The organism is Rhodococcus sp. 21391 (assembly GCF_016772255.1).
In the GTDB taxonomy this organism is placed as follows: Bacteria; Actinomycetota; Actinomycetes; order Mycobacteriales; family Mycobacteriaceae; genus Rhodococcus_F; species Rhodococcus_F opacus.
Genome location: NZ_CP063783.1, coordinates 135,104 through 156,057, shown reverse-complemented (window position 1 = coordinate 156,057; position 20,954 = coordinate 135,104). Strand labels below are relative to the sequence as shown.

Below are 20,954 nucleotides of genomic sequence, written 5' to 3'. Positions count from 1 at the left end.
GTTCGTCTCGGCCAGATCGTGAGTGCTGCGGTCGGGCATTGTCGGGTTGATCGTTGCTCCTGCGTCACGCGGCTTCGAGTAACGGGGTCAGCTGACGGGCCATCCTGGTGTCCGGCCGAATTCGTTCCATTCGCGATCCCATTGCCGCATCCGGCGCCGTGAATTCATCCAGCGAATGCAGGACAGCAAGAGGAAGGCACCGCTCGCGGCGGCGGCCCACACGCACAGTGCTGCGCTCACCGCGACGGTGGCGTTTTCCTGCCCACTCCTCGGCTCGGCCGCGAGGTTGCCGTTCGAGTCGATCCACACGTCGATGGTGTCGCCCGACTTCGCGTCCGGGGGCGTCGGTACATCACCCGAGCGCAGGGTGCCGTCCGGTGCGGTCCAGTGCGCCGACGCATGGTTCTGGGGTTCCCGGTAGCTGGTACGTGTCTCTGCCACCGATCCGGGCCGCGGGTCGGCGACGAGAACGGCAGCTTGTCGGTGGCTGCGCTGGCGGTCTGCGTGGGATTGTTCGCTCAGGCCCGTGTATGTCGCTGTCCCGAAGGCGGCCGCGCACGGCACCATGATCAGTACGAACACGGTCGCGAGAAGAGCCGCGGCGGCATCGACGCGGTCGCAGCGTCGCATGAGTGGGTTTCGGCTCCACGGTGCCATTCGCCACCAGCGCAGCGGGAGTGCCTGATTCGTGTCCATCGTGTACCTCCTCCGTTGGCTCGGTTCCGAGTCTTCCGCGGAGACCGCGCCCGGCGTAGGGAACAAGGTCATCGACACTCGTTGCTTGTCGGAGGACTTCAGTCCTCTGCGTCCTTCGCACACGATGAGCGGGGTACGGCACGGTAGGCGTCGCAGCGCCGCGCTCGTCGAACCGAGGGCATTCCCTAAGTCGCCCCCTGGTTCCGATGACAATCGGACTGGGCATCGTCCACGCCATCATGTGGCGCCGCCCACCGATGATCCGGTGGCGCCCGTACCGAACGCAATGCGCGGTGCCGGGACGAAGTCCTCGCAGACCCGAGTGTGCACAGGCGAGAAGACCAGCGTCCATCGAACGAGCGACCTTCGACCCTGCGCGTCTCAGCGGGGTTATCGGGATCGTGGTACCGAGCCGGCACGACCGTGTGAACGTGGCAAAGGAGGACACGAGATGGCCGAAAACCATGGACCGCAGTCCTGGGGTCAGGGCGCAACGTACACGCGAGAGGACGACTCGGTGGGCAGTCACCGCCACTTTTCCTGGTCGCCCGAACGTGTGGGCCGGAGAGCGACGACTGGACTCACGACGTCGCTGCGGCGGGAGCGGGAAGACAAGTACGACGTGAACCTCGGCTTCGTGGTACCGGACCTCGACGACCTGGTTCCGGCCGGAGGCCGGGTGGAGCGGGACACCGTCACCCTCGACAGCGTGTACTTCGACACCGCCGACCGGGATTTGCTGAGCCAGCACCTGACGCTGCGGCGCCGATCCGGGGATGTGGACGCCGGCTGGCACCTGAAGGTGCCCGCGGGCACGGCGCGCACCGAGCTCCGGCTGCCGATCACCGAGGGTGAATCGGTGCCCGACGAGTTGGCGAAGCTGGTCGTCGGTGTGGCACTCGGCAAACCCGTGCGGCGGGTGGCCGAAATCTCCACCACCCGACACCGGCATCGCCTGCTCGACGCGGACGGCAACCTGTTGGCGGAGGTCGCCGACGATACGGTGCAGGCCACAGCGACCGCCGGCGACGAGGGGGCCGTCGCCAGCCAGTGGCGCGAAGTGGAGGTCGAGCTCGGTGACCGCGGTGACGACAAGCTCCTGCGGGCGATCGGCACACGGTTGACCCGTAGCGGTGCGCACCCGTCGCGGTATGCGTCGAAGCTTGTCCGGGCGCTGACGCCGGACCGCGGTCGCGCGGACGCCAGCGAAGGCGACGGCGGGGATGCCGGTGTGGAGACTGTTCGAAAGCTGCTGACCGACTACCTCGAGCGACACGCTCAGGCGATCGTCGCCGGTGACGTGTGGCTGCGCCGCGGGCTGGACCCGATCCATTCCACCAGGGTCGGTATCCGGCGGTTCCGCAGTACCCTGCGCGTGTTCCAGAAGGTTCTCGACCCGGCCGCGCGGTCGCACCTCGACGAGGAACTGTCCTGGTACGCCGGGGTACTCGGTGAGGTCCGTGACCGGCAGGTCCAGCGCGCCCGGTTCGCCAAGGCGGTCGCCGACCTGCCGAGCGAGCTGGTGATGGGCCCGGTCGCCGCCCGCATCGACAACGACCTGCTCGCCGAGCAGCGCCGGTATCAGGACGAGGTGATGGCGACCCTCGACACGGGCCGCTACCGTGCGCTGCTCGCCTGGCCCAGTGGCGCACGGCGCCTCCGCTGACCGACGAGGCCTCATCCGGTTCCCGGGTGCTCGAGAAGGCCGCCCGGAAGGCGTGGAAGAAGGCCGACAAGAGGCTGGCCGCCGCCCTCGACGACGGCGGGGATGAGGCCCTCCACCGGGCACGGAAGGCCGCGAAGCGGGCCCGTTACGCCGCCGAGCTCACCATCCCGATCTTCGGTAGGAAGAAGAGCAGAAAGAAGGTCGCGAAGTACAAGAAAATTCAGGAGGTACTCGGTGAACACCAGGACAGCGTGGTGGCCCGCGGCGTCCTCCGCGCGCTCGGCGCCCGCGCCGGGGCCACCGAGGGCGAGAACGGATTCACCTTCGGACTGCTCTACGGACTCGAGCTGCAGGCCGCCCAACGCGCCCGCGACGAAGCCGAAGAACTCGCCACCTGACCAGCGCGACGGACGGCCGGGACGAGTGCGGTCGGCCACGTCGGATGGCTAGCCGGGCCGGATCACGCATGTCGTCGAGGGTGACCACTGACAGGGGTCGTTCTCTGTCTCGAGCAGTTAGGGGCCCGGCTCGTCGTCGTGGAAAGCCACGGCCACAATCGGCTCGCCGGATCCCTTCAGGGATCGACGAGCCAGAACCTCCTACACCATGCCCTCGGCCCTGGTCATGATCTGCCGCCCGCCGGCTAGTTGCGACAGACGGTGTTTCCCCCGATCCGCTCTTCGGGCCTCCACCGACGGCCGGGGTCGAGGTCGTCATACCCGCGGCGAGAAGGGCTTTCGGCTCTACCCCCATGCTCCGTTCCCGATGGACGGGGCCAGTCCGGTCACGCGCCGACCTCGCCGAGGGAAGCGGGCCTGGTGCGCACCCACAAGAGGAGATGAGAACCATGCGCCGGCCGCTTGCGCTCGTGCTGGCCCCGAAAGTGGCCTTCGACCCTGTCACCCACGGGCCGAGGACGACACGATCGACAACGACAACGACACCGCGCGGTGCGACGCCGGGCGGTCAGCTCGGGAGGAGGGCCCGATGAAAAATTCCGGACACACATCGACAGTCAGACCGGAACACATCTTTCGAGACCGGCGAGAAGCTGGACGCGTTCTGGGCGAGTTGCTCGAGGCGTACCGGGGAGACCCACGCGTCGTCGTCCTCGGCCTCGCGCGCGGAGGTGTACCCGTCGCGTGGGAGGTGGCGGCTGCCCTGGGTGCACCCCTCTATGCCTTCGTCGTACGCAAGCTCAGGGTTCCCGGCCGCGAGGAGTTCGCGATGGGGGCACTGGGCGGCGACAGTCAACAGGAAGTAAGTTGCCGTTGCCGTTCCGATCAGCCAGTAGTGCAGGGTTGGCTGGCCGCCGAAGTCGCTATTGGTGGGTCGTCCGCACTGACACCCCTGAATGCGAACACGATTCACTCATCCGCGCGGTGAGGACGAGGCTGTAACCTCGGGGAGGTGATGTCCGTGGTCGACAGGCGCCGCATCGTCGTCGGCGTCGACGGCTCGTCGGCCGCGACGCAGGCCGCGCGGTGGGCGGCGGTGGTCGCTGCCCACCGCGGCGTTCCCTCCACCTGGTTCACGTAGTCCCGTTGCCCACGGTCTTCTACGGCGAGTCGCACGAAGCCCCGGCCGAAGCCTTTCGTGCCGAAGGCGAACGGATTCGTCTCGAATGCGCTTTCGGTCGTGCGCAACGATCAGCCCACCCTTCCGGTCGAGGGTTCGCAGCTGCCCGCCGGGACGGCCGGCGACGCTTCCATGGTGGTGATCGGTTCGTCGTATTCCAGGCGCGTCGAGGGATACCTCAACGGCACGGCATTTGCAGCTCACCCACCAGGCCCGCTGCGTGCTCACGGTATGGCGCGGAACGAGCCGAGACGCGGTGCTCGAGGGCCGTCGTCGTCGGGGTGGACGACAGCGAATGCAGTACCGCCGCCGTGGGCCAGGCGTTCGAGTTCGCCTCGCTTGTCGGGTCTTCGGTCATAGCCGTCCATTCGTGGCAACCGGGGTTCCTCCCCGCGTCGGCACCTTCCACGGCCCCGTCACCGCCGACCCGGTCGCCGCCGCAGAGGAGGCCGTCCTCTCTGAAAGCCTCGCCGGATGGCGGAACCAGTATCCCGACGTGGCCGTCACCGAAGTCACCGAATGCGGTGCTCCGGCGGAGGCCCTCCTGCGTTGGTGCCGCGACGCGCAACTCCTGATCGTCGGGAGCCACGGCCGCAGCCCCCTCGGGAGAACACTGCTCGGATCGACCAGCCAGGACATGCTGCACCGGGCCCCATGCCCGTCATGATCTGCCGTCACCGACAGGCGCCCGATACGTTCCCATAATGATGGGCGTTGAGACCGTGGATCTCTCCGAGCTGCACGCCTACGGCTACGCAGCGGCCCTGCTGATCGGTCTCGGCCTGGGCATCGAGCGGGAACATGCGGCGCAGGCACAGCCCGGCCCCCGACTCGGGTCGACCCGAGCTACCCCGGTGCCCGCACCTTCCCGCTCATTCCCCTCGCAGGGGCTGTCGCCGGGCATCTCGGCACTCCGGTCGTCACCGCCGGTCTCGTCGGCGTGGCGGCGCTGATTCTGGCGTGGTACTGGGTCCGGGCGCACGCTCCCCGACCGGACGCCGGAACCACCACCGCGTTCGCCGCCCTGGTCGCGTTCCTGCTCGGCGCGCTCGCCTGGCATCACCCGTCGCTCGCCGTGATCGTGCTGGTCCTGCTCGCCGTCAAATACCCCATGCACGAATTCGCCGAACGCATGATCGACGAGCGCGACATCACCGACTTCTGTGTCCTGCTGGCCATCGCGTTCCTCGTCCTGCCTCTGCTTCCCGACCGAGACGTCGGGCCCTACGGTGCGTTGAATCCTGCAACCATCGGGTCGACTGATCCTCGTGCTGAGCCTGATCGGGTGGGTCGGATATGTGGCCACCCGAATCCTCGGTCCACGGTGGGGCTGTTGATCGTCGGCTTCGCGGGCGGTTTCGTGTCGGGCGCCGCGACCACCGCGGTCATGGGCCGCATAGCCCGGCAGCACCCCGATTCGCCCGCCCCCCTGCCGCCGCCCTGGTGACCAACAGATCCACCATCGTTCTCGCTGTCGCCATCACCAGGGTCGTCATTGTTGAGGTCTCGTCCCGGCTCGCGCTCGTCTTCGGTGACGCCACAATGATGATCGCCGCAGAGACTGCATTTCTGCTCCTCCGGCGGCGCGGGCGAACCCCCGAGGGCGGTGATGGCCAGGAGCAGTATCTGTCGGCCGGGCTGTTGGACCGGCCGATCTCCATCCCGGCGACCCTCTCGCTGGCAGGAATACTGCTGCTGCTTCTCGTCGTCACCCGAGGCGCCGCCGACGTCTTCAGTGGCGGCGGCGCGGTCGCGGCGGCTGCCGTGGGCGGCCTCGCCGACGCACATTCCGCGGCCCTTACTGCAGCCTCGGCCACCGGAGAATCGTTGTCGGTCGACGCCGCAACGATGGCGGCGACGCTTGCTGTGGCACGAACCTGCTCACCAAGCTCACGCTCGCAGCAATAGCCGGGTCCGTGTCGTTCGCCCTCCGACTGGCGGCCTGGCTCGCCCCGCCAGTCGCCATCACGGTAGTAACGGTGTGGGCGTTGCTCATTCGCTGACAACCCGAACCTCACAATCGATCACTCGGGACGTCGCAATGGTCGATCCATCGATTGTCGTGGGTGGACGGGGCCTCGTCGTCGTTGAACGCGGTGTGGTGGGCCGGTCTAGAGGCGGCACTTCGCAGGGCGCCGCTGCTGCTGTCCTGTGTCAGTTACCGCCGTCATGGACGCCGTGCCCGCGTCATGGAAAGGAGCTGCAATCCAGGGCACAGCATGAGCTCGCCGCAGCCGTCGAAGTCGCCGGGGCAGGGAACGCCGGCGGAGCGGTCGAGATCCGCGCCGAGTTGTCGCATCAGTACGCTCCCGCGGCGCTCGTCGCGCGGTCCGAGAGTGCGGCGATGGTCGTGGTCGGCCGCCGCGGACTCGGCGAGTTCACTGGCGGTCTGGTCGGCCCCGTCAGCTCGGCCGTGGTGCGCCACGCACACTGCGCACAGCTCATTCCCGGCCTCCGGCGGGACGAGCCCGCAGACCCGGATAGCCTTCCGAACGGGACTTTCGAAGGACACTCGATGACGGCAGCCTGTTCGCACGCGAGAAGACCAGCGTCCATCGAACGAGTGACCTTCGACCCTGCCCGTCTCAGCGGGTTTATCGGATCGTGGTCTCGAGCCGGCATGACCGTTACCGTGGCAAAGGAGGACACGATGGTCGAAAACCATGGACAGCCGTCCTGGCGTCAGGACGCAGTATGCACCCGAGACGACGATCCCGGGGATGTGAAGTATCTACGCCCCCGGGGTCTGGCATTTGCCCTGCTGTCGGGCGCCGCCGTCGCCAGCTTGGTCGTCGGTCTCGGGGCGTGGCTCGCGACTCCGCTGGTCGGAGTATCTGCAGCGGCGACTCTCATCGGCACCGCATGCCTTGCAGTAGCAATGGTGTGATGCCACCTCGACCACGTCGACGAAAGCCCTGGCACTCCCCGTTACCGTTTAGGTGACCCCGTACCGGTCCCGAGTACCGAATCCGGCACATAAATGGACTGCGGTGCGGCAATAACGAAGTATGGCCTACCTGCTCACGCGCCTCACCGCGCTCACCCGCGTCACCGACCCCGGCAAAGCAGGTTGGCAATCGGAGAGTTGCTCCCGGAATCGGGCGTCCGGAACAGGCCCCCATCCGTCCGAGGGGCGGCGACCGAGCGAGCCCGGAGGGGCTCCCCCTCGCCCGGCAGACTCCGCCCTGACATTGAGCGCACACGCCCGCATGAGGTGTTACTGATGCTGAGCTCGACGACGAAGTCAACTCCTCCGCCTGTTTGTATCGGTCGGCGGCGTAATCTGTGACGCGGGGACTGGAGGTTCCGTATGATCAAGGTCTTTCTCGTAGACGATCATGAGGTCGTGCGCCGCGGCATAGCGGATCTCCTCACCGCTGATCCTGATCTGACAGTAATTGGCGAGGCCGCGTCCTACGCGCAGGCGATGGCGCGGGTGCCTGCCCTTCGGCCCGATGTCGCTGTCCTCGACGTACGGCTTCCCGATGGCAACGGCATCGAGCTGTGCCGCGAGTTACACGCGCGGATGCCCGAGTTGCGATGCCTTATCTTGACCTCGTTCACCGATGAGCAAGCCATGCTCGACGCCATCCTCGCTGGTGCGAGCGGGTACGTCGTCAAGGACATCCGGGGCATGGAATTGGCGGCGGCAGTACGCGAGGTCGGGGCGGGCAAGTCCCTGCTCGACAGTCGAGCCGCCGCCGCTCTGATGGACAAGTTGCGCGCGACCTCGAGCGAAGGGAAGGGGCCGTTTGGCCACCTGACCAATCAGGAGCGGACACTACTCGCGCTCCTCGGGGAGGGGCTTACCAACCGCCAGATAGCGGAGCGGATGTTTCTCGCCGAGAAAACAGTGAAGAACTATGTGTCACGGCTACTGGCCAAACTCGGTGTCGAGCGCCGAACCCAAGCCGCCGTCCTGGCCGCGAAGATGCCGCCGCCTCGCGCCGAGTCGTAGGCGCCTGCGGTGACCCGGCAACCAGACGAGCACAATCGCCCGCCGCTCCTCGGCAGCGTCTCCGAGCTTCGACTCCGCGAGCTCCTGACCGAAGTGCAGGATCGCCTCGAGCAGATCGTGGACGCACGAGACCACGTCGACGGCCTGCTCGACGCCGTGCTCTCGGTGATCTCGGGACTCGATCTCGACAACACGCTGCGCACGATCGTCCATGCCGCCATCAAGCTGGTCGACGCCCGCTACGGTGCACTCGGGGTCCTCGGCCCGGACGGCGAGTTGAGCGAGTTCGTGTTCGAGGGCATCGACGACGAGACACGCGCCCGCATCGGGGAACTTCCGCGGGGGCGAGGCTTGATCGGATACCTCATTACCAACCCGAAGCCGATGCGGCTCGACGATCTCTCCGTCCACCCCGCCTCGGCAGGGTTCCCACCCCACCACCCTCCGATGAAGACCTTCCTCGGTGTCCCCATTCAGACGCGCGACAAGGTCTTAGGAAATCTGTATCTCACCGAGAAGGCGAACCGCCGGCCCTTCAACGACGACGACGAAGTCGTCCTCCGCGCGTTGGCTGCCGCGGCGGGAATCGCGATCGAGAACGCCAGGTTGTACGACGAGTCACGAACGAGGCAGGCCTGGCTCGAGGCCACTCGTGAAATCGCCACGGAATTGCTCGCCGGCAGTGACACCACCGACGTGTTGCAGGTGATAACGGACGACGCACTCGCCCTCACCGCAGCGGACAGCGCCTTCCTCGCCGTCCCCGAAGATCCCGACACTCCGTCGCACGAGGTCACCGAACTCGTCGTGACGGCATCCGCCGGCACGGTACCCGGCCGCCTCCTCGGCAGAACCATCCCACTGGAGGGTCGACATCTGGTCAGGCATTTCGCCACAGAACTCCCCTGCGCGTCACCGAGCTGGCGTTCGACCCCGGCTTCGAATCGGCCACTCCATTCGGCCCGGCCCTGGTACTGCCCCTGCGCGCGGCACAATCGGTGACCGGGGTGCTGGTAGCACTGCGCAACGCCGACGCCGCACCGTTCACCGGCGAACAGTTGGCATTGATGTCCGGCTTTGCGGATCAAGCGGCCGTCGCCCTTCAGCTCGCCCACAGCCAGCGGCGGATGCGCGAGCTCGACGTGCTGTCCGACCGCGACCGCATTGCGCGTGACCTTCACGATCACGTGATCCAACGGCTCTTCGCGGTCGGACTGTCCCTCCAGGGCACCTTGCAGCGGGCGAAGTCGTCGGAAGTCAGACAGCGGTTGGGGCAGTCGGTGGACGATCTCCACGACATCGTGCGCGATATTCGTATTGCGATCTTCGATCTTCACTCTGGTGCGGATGGAACGACCCAATTTCGACGCCGGCTTCACGAAATCATCGCCGAGGTCACCGCCGACTCCGGGTTGCGCACCACCGTGCACATGTCTGGTCCGCTGTCCGTGATCGACGCCGCGCTGGCAGACCATGCAGAAGCTGTGCTTCGAGAAGCTCTGAGCAATACGGTCCGCCACGCTGCCGCCGGCACGATCACGGTCAGCATCTCCGTCTACGACGATCTCGTCATCGAGGTCGCGGACGACGGCACCGGCATTCCCGAGAACGTCGCAAGAAGTGGACTCGACAACCTTGCTGCCCGCGCACGCGAATCCAATGGGCAGTGCACCATTGGCACTACTCCGGGCGGCGGTACCACCCTCCGGTGGTCCGCCCCCCTCCCCTGACCGACCGCATGAGCCATCATATTTTGCTCGACTACACGGCATGCGCCCCTCGCCGCTGCTGCATCAGGGACCACGCCGAACTCCACACTCAGACACTCAACTTGGTCTTGGTCGATTCGACTGGCGGCGCCGGGGCAGCGACCGACGTCAAGTCCGCGGAGTGGTGAAAATGCAACGTCCCATCGTCGAGGAGAACTCCCAACCGCGCCGCACGCGCGGATTCCCGTCGTCGAGTGGCACATTCGCATAGTCGACACCGGCGTCATACATGATCACACCCGTCCGTGCGGGATCGGATGTCGCCGAGATGCGATCGACCCTTCCGGCGGTGATCCGCACGCGCGTGCCCACCGTCAACCCTGCGCTCGCCATCTCCTGTTGCACCACCGCACTCGCCTCCGGCGTAGCCAACACTTGCTGGTCTGAAGGGAACATCTATCGTCGGGCAGCAGATAATTTTGTGTGACGAAGATGCCGCTCCTGGTTGAAAAGGACCTGCCCATGGACACTGGCAGTCTGTCCAAATTGACCCATCATCCAGATATTGCCCGCCAGTGGTCCTCGAGCTGAGCGAGTTGGGGTCCGGACCGGACTGCGCTCGGACCGATCCGCGCGATCCGGGCGATCCGGGGCAGCGGCTCGTGGCAGTTCCCGCAGCGGGGTTTTCCGTCCCCGGCCGCCGGCACCTTGTTGACCTTGCCGCAGTGCGGGCACTTCACCTTGTCGGATCCCATGACGACACCTCTCCTCGGGCCGCCGCGACGGCGGGTTCCGCATACGCGACGGCGAGCTCGCCGCCGTCCACCGTGACACTGATGGTGCCACCCGGTTCGATTTCGCCCCGCAACAGCGCACGACCGATCTTGGTCTCTACCTCGTGGGCGATGTACCGTCGCAGCGGCCGCGCACCGTAGACCGGGTCGAAACCGTGTTCGGCGATGAGCCGGCGTGCTTCCGGCGTGATATCCAGGTGTATCTGGCGCTCCGACAACCTGTTCCGAAGATCGGTGAGCTGCAGCTCGACGATGTGCTCGATCTGGGGCAGCGTGAGCGGGGTGAACAACACGATGTCGTCGACCCGGTTGAGGAACTCGGGACGGAAGTGCCCGCGCAGTTCCGCCAGCACCCAGTCCCGGGCGTCCGGCTTGATCTCGCCGTCGGCTGTGACTCCCTCGAGGAGATGCTGGGATCCGATGTTGGAGGTCATGATGATCACGGTGTTCCGGAAATCGACTTGCCGGCCTTGAGAATCGGTGATCCGGCCGTCATCGAGCACCTGCAGCAGGGTGTTGAAGACGTCGGCGTGGGCCTTCTCGATCTCGTCGAAGAGCACCACGGAATACGGCTTGCGGCGCACCGCCTCGGTGAGCTGGCCACCCTCGTCGTACCCGACGTACCCGGGGGGCGCACCGATGAGCCTGCTCACCGTGTGCCGCTCCTGGTACTCGCTCATGTCCAGGCGCACCATGTTGTCTTCGCTGTCGAAGAGGGCACTGGCCAGCGTCTTTGCGAGCTCGGTCTTTCCCACGCCCGTCGGGCCCAGGAAGATGAACGAACCGATCGGCCGGCGCGGATCACGGATACCGGACCTCGCCCGGATCACCGCGTCTGCGACCAGTTGCACCGCCTCGTCCTGACCGACGACCCTCTCGTGCAGAATCTCGTCGAGCTTCAACAGCTTCTCCCGCTCGCCTTCCTGCAGCCGGGCGACCGGGATACCCGTCCATGCGGCCACGATCTCTGCGATCTCGTCTTCGGTGACCACTTCACGCAGCAACGGATTCCGGCCCTGCCTGGTGGCCAGCTGTTCCTCCGCCGCCTCGAGCCTGCGTTCCAGCGCGGTGATCTCGCCGTATCGCAACTCGGCGGCCCGATTGAGGTCGTAGTTGCGCTCCGCCTCCTCGGCCTCGTGGCGCAATCGTTCCAGCTCTCCCCGCAGCTCCTGCACCCGCCGGATCGCCTGCCGCTCCGCCTCCCACTGAGCGTGCCGGGCGTCGGCCTCGGCCCGCAGATCGGCCAACTCCTTCCGCAGCTCTTCGAGGCGCGCCTTGCTGGCCGCGTCCGAGCAGCTCGAGCAAGCTGCCCGCCGGACGACCGCCGAGTCCTTCTCGAGTTGGCCGGCGACGCTTCCATGGTTCGGAGTGCTTGCAGCACACGACAAATCCGTACGGGTCCTGCCCCGGGGTCATCAGCTGACCGGGCAACTGGCACTGCCGTTCACGATGGTGACGTACACCTTCGGTGGGCTGTACCTGCTGTTCGGCGGCTGACGACCCGGCGTGCGTCAGCGTGCGAGGACGACCGCCGCCTCCGCGGTGAGCGAGGCGAACGTGAACGTCTCTTCGAGGTAGAGCGTGACGTCGGTGGCGGTGTGGCTGTCGTAGCCGATCGACAGGTCCGTGCCGAGGGTCAGCTGGTTGTCGCCGCCGCGCGTGGACAGCACGTACCCGCCGCTGATGGCGGGCGCCCAGATGATGTCGCCGGTGACCAGGTCGCGCAGGTGGTGGAACACGGGATGTCCCTCGTCGCGGGTCTCGCTGACCGCGGTGTACGCGTCGGCGTCGAGTACCACCGAATACGGTCCCTCGACACCGGCGAGTCGCAGCGCCGACAACGCGGACGCGACGGCGTCGGGGATGAGCAGCGGATCCTCCGGCAGACTGAGAACCGGGTTGTCGCTGGACGGACCGAGACCGCGGATGCCCGCCTCGTCGAATCCCTGGAAGATCGACTGGTCTTCCGCGAACGCGACGGCCTTCGCGGCGTCCTTGACGGGTTGCCAGTCGGAGTCGAGGGAACCCCGGGCGACGTCGTCGACCTCGGCCCGGCTGAGGGTGAACGGGAATCGGAGTTCGACGAGCGGGTTCACCTGCCGCTGCTGCGCCCGGATCCTGCTGTCCGACGTCTTGATCGGGGTGACCCGGCCGAGGTTGTGGGCCGAGTAGGAGTATCCGAACGGTCCCGCGACGTCGACGACGCGTCGACCGGCGACGTGGCGCTTGAACGTGCGGGCGGCCTCTTCGCCGATCTGCTGCCAGGCAACCTCGGTGACGGGTGCCAGGTTGCGGTGCAGATTGCTCGAATCACTCATTGCGATACTCCTTTGAGACCACCGATTTTCAGGGACAGGTCGTACGGGCCGGCCGCGGCGGGCTCGACCGGGTCTTCGGGTGCCGACTCCGCGTCGGCCGGCTCGTCGCCGAGCGATTCGAGCACGTCCCGGCTCGGCACGAAGAACAATGTGCCGGTGGCCGCCGTGGAGAAGTCGAGGACGCGGTCGTAGTTGCCGGGCGGCTCGCCGAGAAACATGCGTCGCAACATCAGCTCGGTGACGGCGGGGTCCTTGGCGTACCCGATGAAGTAGGTGCCGTATTCCGCCTCGCCGAGGCTGCCGAATGCCATGTTGTCGCGGAGGATGTCGTGTTCGACGCCGTCGTCGTCGACGATGGTGTTGAGGGTGACGTGCGAATTGCTGGGCTGGGCGTCGTCGTCGAGTTCGACGTTCTCGAGCTTGGTGCGCCCGATGACCCGTTCCTGTTCCTCGGTGCTCAGCGTGTTCCACTCGCTCATGTCGTGCAGGTACTTCTGCACGATCACGTAACTGCCGCCCCGGAAGCCGGGGTCCTCGTCGCCGATCAGGGCGGAGTCCGCGGCGTCGTCGTCGGTGGGATTCTCGGTGCCGTCGACGAATCCGAGGAGGTCGCGGGAGTCGAAATAGCGGAAGCCGTGCACCTCGTCGACCACGGTGGCGGCGGAGCCCAGCGCGGAGACGATCTGGCGGCCCAGTTCGAAGCACAGGTCCTTGCGGGCGGCCTTGATGTGGAACAGGAGGTCACCCGGCGTGGAGGGCGCGCTGTGGACCGGCCCGGACAGCGGGACGAACGGATGCAGGTGCGCCGGCTTCGACGACGCGCTCACGCGGTCCCAGAACTGCGCACCGACACCGACGACGCAGGACAGGGAGCCGGCGAGTTCGCGGAATCCCACCGCCTTGAGCGGTCCGTCGATCCCGGAGATCACCTCGCACACCGTCGCGCGGTCGGCGTCGGAGTCCCCGGCGACGAGCACCAGGAACAGGGAGGCGGCGGTGGGCGGAGTGAGGACTGCTTGAGGTGCCAACCTCGCGACTGGGCCGGGCATCATTGCATGATATCGCGCAGCCCCTGACGCCGAAGGCATCGCGAAGCGCAGGCCCGTGGCCAGCCGGCAGGAGCCGGTGGAGCGTACCCTGACGTGCTCGATCACTGGCGCAGGACGCATACAGGGCTCGCCAATCACCCTGAACTGATCGTGAAGCCGCCCCGCCAGTCGCCATCTGCGGCAATAACAGTGTGGGTACTGCTCATCCGGTGACAATCAACGGGTCTCGACTGATCGCTTCGAGGAGGTTGCAATGGTCGATCCACCGAGTGTCGTGGGGCGCTGAGGCTGCGGATCGGGATCATAATCCTCAGTTCAGCGACCATCCGGCGTTGGTCTGACCGGAGACTACGACACCACACCGGACCTCACTGACCTCGCCGATCGTAGGGGTGGCCCGATCGGGAGTGTGACAAGGCGAAACTGCTCACCTTCGAGCGAAAATGCTCGGCCTCAACGTTTCCGGACATCCGCTGAACGGGTCAACGATGCGTTGGCTTCGCTGGCAGATACACCGATTCCCACAATCCTGGAGGGCCGGATCCGACACGGTCAGCAAATCGTTCTGGGCGGATAGTCGCTGCGATCGACCGGCGGGTCAACAAGAAAGGTGACCCGTGGGCGAACGTCCAAATCGAAGATCTCGACGCGAGCACCGAGCTTCTGTTCTTCCCAAACACCGGGTCGGCCACCGACCGACCTCGCTCGCGCCGAAGCGCGAAGGCACTCAGGTGCGGGCGTAGTGCTCGATGTCTTCATCGAACGCCTGCAGCATCTCCGGGGTCAGCGTGGGTCGAACCGTCGCGATCACATCGAGATAGTCCTGGGTGCTGGCATGGCAGCGCACGCCCGAATCGACGCTGCATTCGAACGTCGCCTGCGCGACCATGCGCGCCGCGTGGGCGACATCCGCGGGGGTATAGCCCTCTGTCGCCGCGACGAGCGCGGCAACATCGACCTGCTCGTTACCCAAATAGCGCTCCCACAGGGCATACCGGGCCTCGGAATCGGGTGCACCGATCGGGAGAACGTAGTCGAACCGCCCGTGGCGCAGGAACGCCTCGTCCAGCTCGCGCACGGAATTGGTCGCACACACCAACAGGCGACCCGCACGCTCGCGGAACCGGACGATGGATTTCAACAGTTCGTTGACCACGCCCACCGTGGTCGAGCCCGGTCGGCGACGGGCCGCCACCTCTTCGACCTCGTCGATGAAGACCACGACACGGTCGAGTTCGGACAACGACGCGAACGCCTCCCCGATTCCTGCGGCAAGTCCTCTCTCGCTCGACGCGAGGCGTGAGGGAAACAACTCCACGAACGGCCACCCGAGCCGGCTCGCGGTGGCGCGCGCAAACGTGGTCTTCCCCGTCCCGGGTGGACCGAACAACACGACAGCCCGCGGTGGTATCACCCCGTGCTCGGCCGCCAGGGCGGGTTTTGACAGCGGCAGCACGATCCGCCGTTCGATGAGCGACTTCTCCCGGGTCATGCCCGCCACCTGTTTCCACAAACCCGCAGGCGGAACGCCGCCACCGAGTTCGGTGAGCACCCCGGCAGTGCGCGGCGAGACCGTCTCGACCTTCTCGTAGTGCGTGATCCCAGTTCGGGGTTCGAAACCCGAGTTGGTCAGCGCCCTCGCCCCGGTCTCACCGTCGGGCAGAAGCGCCGTGATGCGCCGCACCCCCTTCGCTAGCAGGCGGAACTCGAGCTCGGACAGCAGCGCGCTGCCGAGGCCTCGTCCCCGCCACTCGGGGTCGAGGGAGATCCGCATGATCCATGCGCGGTCGTCGTCGACGCGACTGACCGCCGACCCGACCATGCGCCCGCCCGCGACCGCGACGACGGCCGGGTGACGGTTCAGCAGGCTGCCCACCACGTCCGACATCGCGAACACCGGAGGCTGGTCGGTGGTTGAGGAACTCGCGTCCATGCGGACGACTGCTTCGAGATCCTCCGGCGCGAAATCGCGGATTCTCCAGGCCTCCATGCGGCACTCCCAATCTGTATGATGCGGGCGGCCGAAAGACCACAGCATACCCGCGGTGACCCCGTGGCCGATCGACGTCAGCGAACCTGGTGACAGGTCCGCCGCAACCGGCCGGTGCCATCGCTGCAGACATCGCAGCGTGTCGGCACCCAACTCGTAGATCTCGAAACACTCCACCGGCGCAACCGACTGTCCCACCGCGATCCATCGCAGATCGCATGTGGCCGCACTGGTTCGCACCGCGCCTCGTCGGCGACGTCAAGTATCGCGCAGACATCGGAAGAAGCTCCGGCATCCAAACGGGAAAGGACTGCGCAACGACAAATCAGCCGACGAGGTGGGTCTCCCCGGCCGCCATTGACCAGGAAGAACGTGCGAAGCCGCCGACACCACCCGGTATCAGCGGTTCCCACCCTCCAGGCGCGACCCCGCTCCCCTCCTTGTTCCGGAGGGGAACGCTGCATGGCGCGGGCCGCCGGCGGCGGGGCCGGGAGCGGAGTCCACCCCCGCGCGGACGCCGGGAGCGGTGGTGGCGAGCCGAGCCGATCGGTGTTCACCACCGTGAGCAGGGCAACGGCCTGCGGCGTGAGCGTGTCGGCGAGGATGCCCTCCGAATCGGCCACGAACAGGCCGAACTCGTGCCAGAGCCACACCTCGCACCCATCCGGCTCCGAAACCGTGGGACCGATGTTCGCCAATGTCATCGTGCTCACCCCCACTCACTCCCTCCCGTGCGGGTCGGGGTCAGGCGTGGATCGCCTTCTTCTCTCCGCTGCCGCTGATCTCGATCCTGCGCGGCTTGGCCTTCTCCGCGACGGGGATGATCAACCGCAGTACCCCGGCGTCGTACGTGGCTTCGACCTTGTCGATGTCGAGATTCTCACCCAGGAACAACTGCCGGCGGAACACACCCCGCGGCCGCTCGGACGCGAGCATCTCCTGATTCTCGTCACGGGCGGGTCGCTCGGCATGCACCGTCAACACGTTGCGTTCGACGTCGAGGTTCAGGGAATCGACGTCCACCCCGGGCAGATCGAACTCGACGATGAACCGATCATCCTCACGCCAGGCATCCATCGGCATCACCGCCGGTCGTGCCGTGGTACCGAGGATCTGCTGAGTCAACCGGTCGAGGTCGCGGAACGGATCCGTGCGCATCAACATTGTTTCCACCTCCAGAAACCTCTCTGTTTGTTCACAGTATCTACAGCATGCGCTGTAGATTTGTTATAGCGTTCGACATAGAACATGACAAGAGTCATGGCGAAAAAATTCCCAGACCCGACACCCGCATCTCCCCCGCTCTTGCTGACATCACCACGGGCCGAGTCCCCGTCGTGCGACCCGATGCCGGGCTCGGCGAGCACCGCGTAGCGCGAACCCCTGGCCCGGGCCATTGGTCACGTCCGTCCGGACTACAACCGTCGCGCGATCGATTCGGCCTGCGCACCCAATTTGGCCAGCCGCAGGTCGGCGAACGGGGTGAGGTTGTTGCCCATCCGGTTGGTCACGAACGCCACCGACAGGCCCGTCTGCGGATCGGCGAAGGCACCGGAGCCGCCGAGACCGTAGTGACCGAAGGCGTGCGGTGACTGCGTCCGGCTGGCGACGAACGCGGAGTGGTAACCGAGTCGCCAGTTCATTCGGACACCCAGCACGTAGTCGCGGGCCGTGGTCTGCACCTCACCGATCTGGTCGAGGGTTTCCTCGCTCAGGAACCGGATGCCGTCCACCAAGCCCTTGTTGGCGATCGCCGCATACATCCGGGCGAGGGCGCGGGCGCTGAACACACCGTTCCAGCCGGGCATCACGTAGTCGTGGATGGCGGGGTTCCGGACCAGTTCGTCGAATCCTTCCGGCATGCCGGCGGCGGCGATGTTCTTCAGCACGGGAGTGCGCGACAAGGCGAAGGAGGCTGCCTCCCAGGGTATTCCGAAGGGAGTGATCCGGGGGAACAGTTTCGCGATGCGGCGGCGCTCCTCGTCGGGCACCTGGAACCAGAACTCGCGGATGCCGAGGGGTTCGGCGATCTCGGTGCGTACCAGGTCGGTGAACGACATCCCGGTGACCCGCGTCGTGAGCTCGGCGACGAGCGCACCGAAGGTCACGGCGTGATAGCCGGGCATGACGGACCGGCGACGGTCGGGCGTCGCGGACGCCAGGGCATCCGCCACGCCGTCATGATTCAGGAGCGCCAGCCGGCCCGGAACCAGGCCGCGCACGCGATGGAGCCCGGCCCGGTGGCTGAGCAGCTCGCGCACCGTGACGGTGTCCTTGCCCGCGCTCGCGAACTCGGGCCAGTACTCCGCGACGGGTGCATCGTAGTCGAGCAGACCCCGGTCGACGAGACGGTGGAGTACCGTGCTCGCCACGCCCTTGCCGGTCGAGAACGACACCGACACCGTGTCGGACTGCCAGCGCGTGTCCCGGGTGGCCCATCCCGACCAGATGTCGACGACGGGTTCACCGTCCAGGTAGACCGCCAGCGCACCGCCACCGTCCGAGGTCTGGCCGAAGAGCCGGAAGAACCGGCCGGCCAGTTCACCGAAGCGCGGGTCGACGACCATGACAGTCGGCGTGGGCAATTCCGGGCGGGCGATGTCCCGGCCGTTCGATCGACTCCTGTTCGAGAGTTCGTGGGCGTGTGTCATAGCGTGCGGCCCACCGTTGTCGATATTGATCAGGCGTTCCATCGAGGCTCCTTTCTTCGTCCGGTCAGGGCCACCCATGACTCGAGCCCCAGCTGCGCTGGTTCGGAGATACCTCCTCCGATCGCTCGGTTCCCGAGCCTTCCGCGAGGATCGCAACCGGCGTAGGGCACAAGGTCAGTGACCCTCGTTGCCTGCCAGAGGACTTCCGACCTCTACCCGACCCTTCGCGCGCACCATGAGCGAGGGGTACGGCGCGGGATGGAGCAGTGCCAGGCTCGTCGAACCGAGGGTCATCCCCTCGAATCCGCCCTCTCCCTGCTTTCGATGACCATCGGACGGGGCTTCGTCCGCGCACATCACACGAGTTGCCGCACGCCGGTGATCCGGCGGCGCCCTACTGGACGACATGCGCGCGAGCGGTATGACTGTGCCGCCGCGCCGAGATCGGCGACGTTCACCGGTACTCCGCCCGTACCGGCTGTGTTCGTGGGCGGGTCTGACTCCACGCCATCACGAGTCCGATACCACCGTCCGTCGCGGGCACATCACCACGGACACGCGTCTCGCGGTCCGTAACGAGAAGGGTGCACGAGTGACCAAACAGGGCTCGAAAGGTGCGGTGGGCGGCCATCGAAGCGATTCAGCTGCACCCGGGCACGGCGAAGATCGTCGACGATAAGAACGTCGCCAAGCTCGCCGCGGCGAGAAAGCTGCTCACCCTCACCAACTACGGGCTACGGGCTACGGGCTACGGGAAGGGCAAAATCGTGCCCTGGCCGGCAGCAGGCGGCGGCCTGAGCACCTCGGACGCAGCACCCCGCGTGGCCATGGTTTGTCCGACCCCCTTCGGGCGTGGTCCCGGCTTGATCGACCCCGGGATGCTGCACCGCACCACTCCAAACAGCAGACCGACTGCCGTTCCGGCGAGGCCGAGCGCGGGCGCCGTTCCACTGAAGCGGGATCGTGATCGAGTGGAAGAACGAAGGTGCTCGGCGCCGCGCTCGGGCTGCTGTCTCGCTCCGTTTCGGCGAGACGCGAATCGTCGGCGGTCAGGACTTTTTACCACCACGGTCAATGGGCACCTCCTTCGCGGGACCTTGCGTGACTTCCACGTGCTTCTCCGCCGTCTGCGATTCGGTGACCGGCACGGTGACGGTCAAGATTCCGTCGGTATAGGTGGCGTTGATGTCGTCCTCTTGCGCGCCGGGGGGCAGCGGCATCGACCGGTAGAAGCTGCCGTAGCGGAATTCCGACCGGGTGCCTTCTTCCTGTTTCTCGGTGCGCTCGGCCGTGATGGTGAGTTGTCCGTCACGGACGCTGATGTCGATGTCCTTGGCGGGGTCCACCCCGGGCAGTTCGGCCCGGAGGGTGTAACGATCGTCGTCGACGTGTTCTTCGACCCGGATGAGGTGATTTTCGAACGGCCGCCAGATCGGCAGTGACTCGAACCCGGCCACCACATCCGACCAATCTGGTAGCGCGGCCAGAGTCAACATCGTGGACCGATGTGGGCGTCGGGGGGACAGAATGCTCATGACTACTCCAATCCAATAGAGAGGTGGAAGGTGACACTTCGATTGGACTCCTCCACCGCGCCGTAACAGTAGGGCCGACAGTCCTTGCCCCGAGGACCTCGGTCCCAGGTCCCCGATGCATGGCGGAAAGCCGGCGCCCAGCCTCGGGGAGGATCTGCTCACTCGGTGCCCGGTTGTTGATCATGCGCGGCCAGAGCGCTCCGCCGCCCACGAGAGCCGGGTCGCGCAGTCGTGGTCGACGAAGGTTGGCGCCGCGGCAGTCTCGCATCCGCTCGATGGCCGAATCGTCGAGACGGCGTTCTACGACCTCGACGCACCACCGCGACGTGTATGCAGTGCGGAGGTTCCCATGCCGTACGCCAAACACCTGGAACAGGCTGCGATTCCCCAGGTGGAGACGATTGTTTCCACCGCTTGGGATCGGCGATCGGTGAGGTTAGGGATGCCTCATGTTTGTTTTCGCATTGCCCTCTCTCGGTTCCGACCTGGACGAAGGAACACTCATCGACTGGCTGGTCAAGCCTGGAGACGAAGTCGATCGCGGGCAGGCCATCGCGACCGTCGACACGGTGAAAGCGGCTGTGGACGTGGAAATCTGGCGAAAGGGCACGATTCTCCGGCTGCTCGTGCTGCTGAAGGCCGGGTCGGCAGCCGCAGTGCCTGGCGTGACGGTGAACAGGACCGCGACATGCGTCGGGCGATCGCAGCATCGATGAGTCGGTCCGGGCGCGAGATCTCGCACTACTACCTGGCGCACCGGGTGCCCTTGCAAGCCGCGGCCGCCTGGATGGAACGGGAGAACGCCGGTCGCCCGGTCACCGAGCGGATTCTGATGGCCGCCCTGCAACTCAAGGCGGTCGCACTGGCGGCGCAGCACTTCCCGGAGATGAACGGGTTCTGGCACGATGGCGAGTTCCGGCTGCAGACACCCGTCCAGGTCGGTGTTGCGATCTCACTGCGGCAGGGCGGCCTCGTCGCCCTGACGATCCGCGACACCGCACGAGAAGCCA

At 66.5% G+C, this 20,954-nt stretch carries 16 protein-coding genes and 10 pseudogenes; 17 read left to right on the top strand and 9 right to left on the bottom strand.

Features of this window, described 5'->3' with window-relative positions; genetic code table 11:
• Nucleotides 1-87: 87 nt before the first annotated feature.
• Nucleotides 88-696: an Rv1733c family protein gene (locus GO592_RS42835; protein WP_007299853.1), complete on the bottom strand. Its 609-nt coding sequence runs from the start codon at nucleotides 694-696 to the stop codon at nucleotides 88-90.
• A 451-nt stretch (nucleotides 697-1,147) separates the two neighbouring features.
• On the opposite strand from GO592_RS42835, the pseudogene GO592_RS42830 reads away from it, so the two are divergent.
• From GO592_RS42830 to GO592_RS42775, 13 genes and pseudogenes are all read left to right on the top strand, one after another.
• A pseudogene (locus GO592_RS42830) lies at nucleotides 1,148-2,760 on the top strand (CYTH and CHAD domain-containing protein).
• Between the two features lie 123 nt (nucleotides 2,761-2,883).
• Nucleotides 2,884-2,998: pseudogene (locus tag GO592_RS42825) on the top strand (universal stress protein); the annotation flags it as partial.
• Between the two features lie 351 nt (nucleotides 2,999-3,349).
• A pseudogene (locus tag GO592_RS45595) lies at nucleotides 3,350-3,628 on the top strand (erythromycin esterase family protein); the annotation flags it as partial.
• 153 nt (nucleotides 3,629-3,781) lie between these two features.
• Nucleotides 3,782-3,901 carry a universal stress protein gene (locus GO592_RS45590; protein WP_237720574.1) on the top strand — a complete coding sequence of 40 codons (120 nt, stop codon included), beginning with the start codon at nucleotides 3,782-3,784 and terminating at the stop codon, nucleotides 3,899-3,901.
• Nucleotides 3,847-4,293: pseudogene (locus GO592_RS46850) on the top strand (hypothetical protein); the annotation flags it as partial. The gene GO592_RS45590 and the pseudogene GO592_RS46850, both read left to right, overlap by 55 nt.
• Before the next feature lie 17 nt (nucleotides 4,294-4,310).
• Nucleotides 4,311-4,607, top strand: a complete 297-nt coding sequence (locus GO592_RS45585) for a universal stress protein (RefSeq protein WP_007299850.1) — start codon at nucleotides 4,311-4,313, stop codon at nucleotides 4,605-4,607.
• 37 nt (nucleotides 4,608-4,644) lie between these two features.
• Nucleotides 4,645-4,893 (top strand): hypothetical protein, encoded by a 249-nt coding sequence (locus GO592_RS42805; protein WP_005568244.1) that lies wholly within the window; start codon nucleotides 4,645-4,647, stop codon nucleotides 4,891-4,893.
• Nucleotides 4,881-5,387: an MgtC/SapB family protein gene (locus tag GO592_RS42800; RefSeq protein ID WP_007299848.1), complete on the top strand. Its 507-nt coding sequence runs from the start codon at nucleotides 4,881-4,883 to the stop codon at nucleotides 5,385-5,387. The genes GO592_RS42805 and GO592_RS42800 overlap by 13 nt, the downstream gene beginning before the upstream one ends.
• Nucleotides 5,384-5,848, top strand: coding sequence for a DUF4010 domain-containing protein (locus GO592_RS42795; protein WP_007299847.1), 465 nt, complete (start codon nucleotides 5,384-5,386; stop codon nucleotides 5,846-5,848). Before GO592_RS42800 ends, GO592_RS42795 begins: the two co-directional genes overlap by 4 nt.
• A 133-nt stretch (nucleotides 5,849-5,981) precedes the next feature.
• A pseudogene (locus GO592_RS42790) lies at nucleotides 5,982-6,317 on the top strand (universal stress protein); the annotation flags it as partial.
• A gap of 273 nt (nucleotides 6,318-6,590) precedes the next feature.
• Nucleotides 6,591-6,827, top strand: coding sequence for a universal stress protein (locus GO592_RS42785; RefSeq protein ID WP_237720575.1), 237 nt, complete (start codon nucleotides 6,591-6,593; stop codon nucleotides 6,825-6,827).
• Between the two features lie 423 nt (nucleotides 6,828-7,250).
• A complete protein-coding gene (locus GO592_RS42780) occupies nucleotides 7,251-7,898 on the top strand; it encodes a response regulator (RefSeq protein ID WP_007299845.1) in 648 nt (215 codons plus the stop codon).
• Nucleotides 7,899-7,907: 9 nt separating this feature from the next.
• A pseudogene (locus GO592_RS42775) lies at nucleotides 7,908-9,628 on the top strand (GAF domain-containing protein).
• Nucleotides 9,629-10,247: 619 nt separating this feature from the next.
• Here the strand turns inward: GO592_RS42775 and GO592_RS42770 are convergent.
• Nucleotides 10,248-10,362 (bottom strand): annotated as a pseudogene (locus tag GO592_RS42770) (thiol reductase thioredoxin); the annotation flags it as partial.
• Nucleotides 10,344-11,711 (bottom strand): annotated as a pseudogene (locus tag GO592_RS42765) (AAA family ATPase); the annotation flags it as partial. The pseudogenes GO592_RS42770 and GO592_RS42765, both read right to left, overlap by 19 nt.
• On the opposite strand from GO592_RS42765, the gene GO592_RS42760 reads away from it, so the two are divergent.
• Entirely contained in the window at nucleotides 11,677-11,898 is a 222-nt protein-coding gene (locus tag GO592_RS42760; protein ID WP_007297721.1) for a hypothetical protein, read from the top strand. The pseudogene GO592_RS42765 and the gene GO592_RS42760 sit on opposite strands and share 35 nt — an antisense overlap.
• A gap of 14 nt (nucleotides 11,899-11,912) precedes the next feature.
• On the opposite strand, the gene GO592_RS42755 is transcribed toward GO592_RS42760, so the two are convergent.
• The 5 genes from GO592_RS42755 to GO592_RS42735 all read right to left on the bottom strand — a co-directional run bounded on the left by GO592_RS42755 (nucleotide 11,913) and on the right by GO592_RS42735 (nucleotide 18,325).
• The gene (locus GO592_RS42755; RefSeq protein WP_007297722.1) at nucleotides 11,913-12,719 is read right to left on the bottom strand and encodes a family 1 encapsulin nanocompartment shell protein; all 807 of its coding nucleotides are present in this window, start codon (nucleotides 12,717-12,719) and stop codon (nucleotides 11,913-11,915) included.
• Nucleotides 12,716-13,768, bottom strand: coding sequence for a Dyp-type peroxidase (locus GO592_RS42750; protein WP_202715310.1), 1,053 nt, complete (start codon nucleotides 13,766-13,768; stop codon nucleotides 12,716-12,718). Before GO592_RS42750 ends, GO592_RS42755 begins: the two co-directional genes overlap by 4 nt.
• A 727-nt stretch (nucleotides 13,769-14,495) precedes the next feature.
• Nucleotides 14,496-15,758, bottom strand: coding sequence for an ATP-binding protein (locus tag GO592_RS42745; protein ID WP_039951368.1), 1,263 nt, complete (start codon nucleotides 15,756-15,758; stop codon nucleotides 14,496-14,498).
• 744 nt (nucleotides 15,759-16,502) lie between these two features.
• Nucleotides 16,503-16,922 (bottom strand): Hsp20/alpha crystallin family protein, encoded by a 420-nt coding sequence (locus GO592_RS42740; RefSeq protein ID WP_016884958.1) that lies wholly within the window; start codon nucleotides 16,920-16,922, stop codon nucleotides 16,503-16,505.
• A 251-nt stretch (nucleotides 16,923-17,173) separates the two neighbouring features.
• Nucleotides 17,174-18,325 (bottom strand): serine hydrolase domain-containing protein, encoded by a 1,152-nt coding sequence (locus tag GO592_RS42735; protein WP_237720435.1) that lies wholly within the window; start codon nucleotides 18,323-18,325, stop codon nucleotides 17,174-17,176.
• A 521-nt stretch (nucleotides 18,326-18,846) separates the two neighbouring features.
• On the opposite strand from GO592_RS42735, the pseudogene GO592_RS46845 reads away from it, so the two are divergent.
• Nucleotides 18,847-19,149 (top strand): annotated as a pseudogene (locus GO592_RS46845) (transposase); the annotation flags it as partial.
• Nucleotides 19,150-19,458: 309 nt separating this feature from the next.
• Here the strand turns inward: GO592_RS46845 and GO592_RS42730 are convergent.
• A complete protein-coding gene (locus GO592_RS42730; protein WP_050998625.1) occupies nucleotides 19,459-19,944 on the bottom strand; it encodes an Hsp20/alpha crystallin family protein in 486 nt (161 codons plus the stop codon).
• 449 nt (nucleotides 19,945-20,393) lie between these two features.
• On the opposite strand from GO592_RS42730, the gene GO592_RS46840 reads away from it, so the two are divergent.
• Together GO592_RS46840 and GO592_RS46835 are read left to right on the top strand one after the other, a co-directional pair.
• On the top strand, nucleotides 20,394-20,660 hold the full coding sequence (locus GO592_RS46840) for a biotin/lipoyl-containing protein (RefSeq protein WP_420228099.1): 267 nt from the start codon (nucleotides 20,394-20,396) through the stop codon (nucleotides 20,658-20,660).
• A pseudogene (locus tag GO592_RS46835) lies at nucleotides 20,633-20,887 on the top strand (2-oxo acid dehydrogenase subunit E2); the annotation flags it as partial. The gene GO592_RS46840 and the pseudogene GO592_RS46835, both read left to right, overlap by 28 nt.
• Between the last annotated feature and the right edge of the window lie 67 nt (nucleotides 20,888-20,954).

Coding starts and splice junctions, on each gene's coding strand:
- GO592_RS42780 (WP_007299845.1), top strand. CDS start 7,251: ATGATCAAGGTCTTTCTCGTAGACGATCATGAGGTCGTGCGCCGCGGC.
- GO592_RS42835 (WP_007299853.1), bottom strand. CDS start 696: ATGGACACGAATCAGGCACTCCCGCTGCGCTGGTGGCGAATGGCACCG.
- GO592_RS42805 (WP_005568244.1), top strand. CDS start 4,645: ATGATGGGCGTTGAGACCGTGGATCTCTCCGAGCTGCACGCCTACGGC.
- GO592_RS42740 (WP_016884958.1), bottom strand. CDS start 16,922: ATGTTGATGCGCACGGATCCGTTCCGCGACCTCGACCGGTTGACTCAG.
- GO592_RS42785 (WP_237720575.1), top strand. CDS start 6,591: ATGGTCGAAAACCATGGACAGCCGTCCTGGCGTCAGGACGCAGTATGC.
- GO592_RS42730 (WP_050998625.1), bottom strand. CDS start 19,944: ATGAGCATTCTGTCCCCCCGACGCCCACATCGGTCCACGATGTTGACT.
- GO592_RS42755 (WP_007297722.1), bottom strand. CDS start 12,719: ATGAGTGATTCGAGCAATCTGCACCGCAACCTGGCACCCGTCACCGAG.
- GO592_RS46840 (WP_420228099.1), top strand. CDS start 20,394: ATGTTTGTTTTCGCATTGCCCTCTCTCGGTTCCGACCTGGACGAAGGA.
- GO592_RS42750 (WP_202715310.1), bottom strand. CDS start 13,768: ATGCCCGGCCCAGTCGCGAGGTTGGCACCTCAAGCAGTCCTCACTCCG.
- GO592_RS42745 (WP_039951368.1), bottom strand. CDS start 15,758: ATGGAGGCCTGGAGAATCCGCGATTTCGCGCCGGAGGATCTCGAAGCA.
- GO592_RS42735 (WP_237720435.1), bottom strand. CDS start 18,325: ATGGTCGTCGACCCGCGCTTCGGTGAACTGGCCGGCCGGTTCTTCCGG.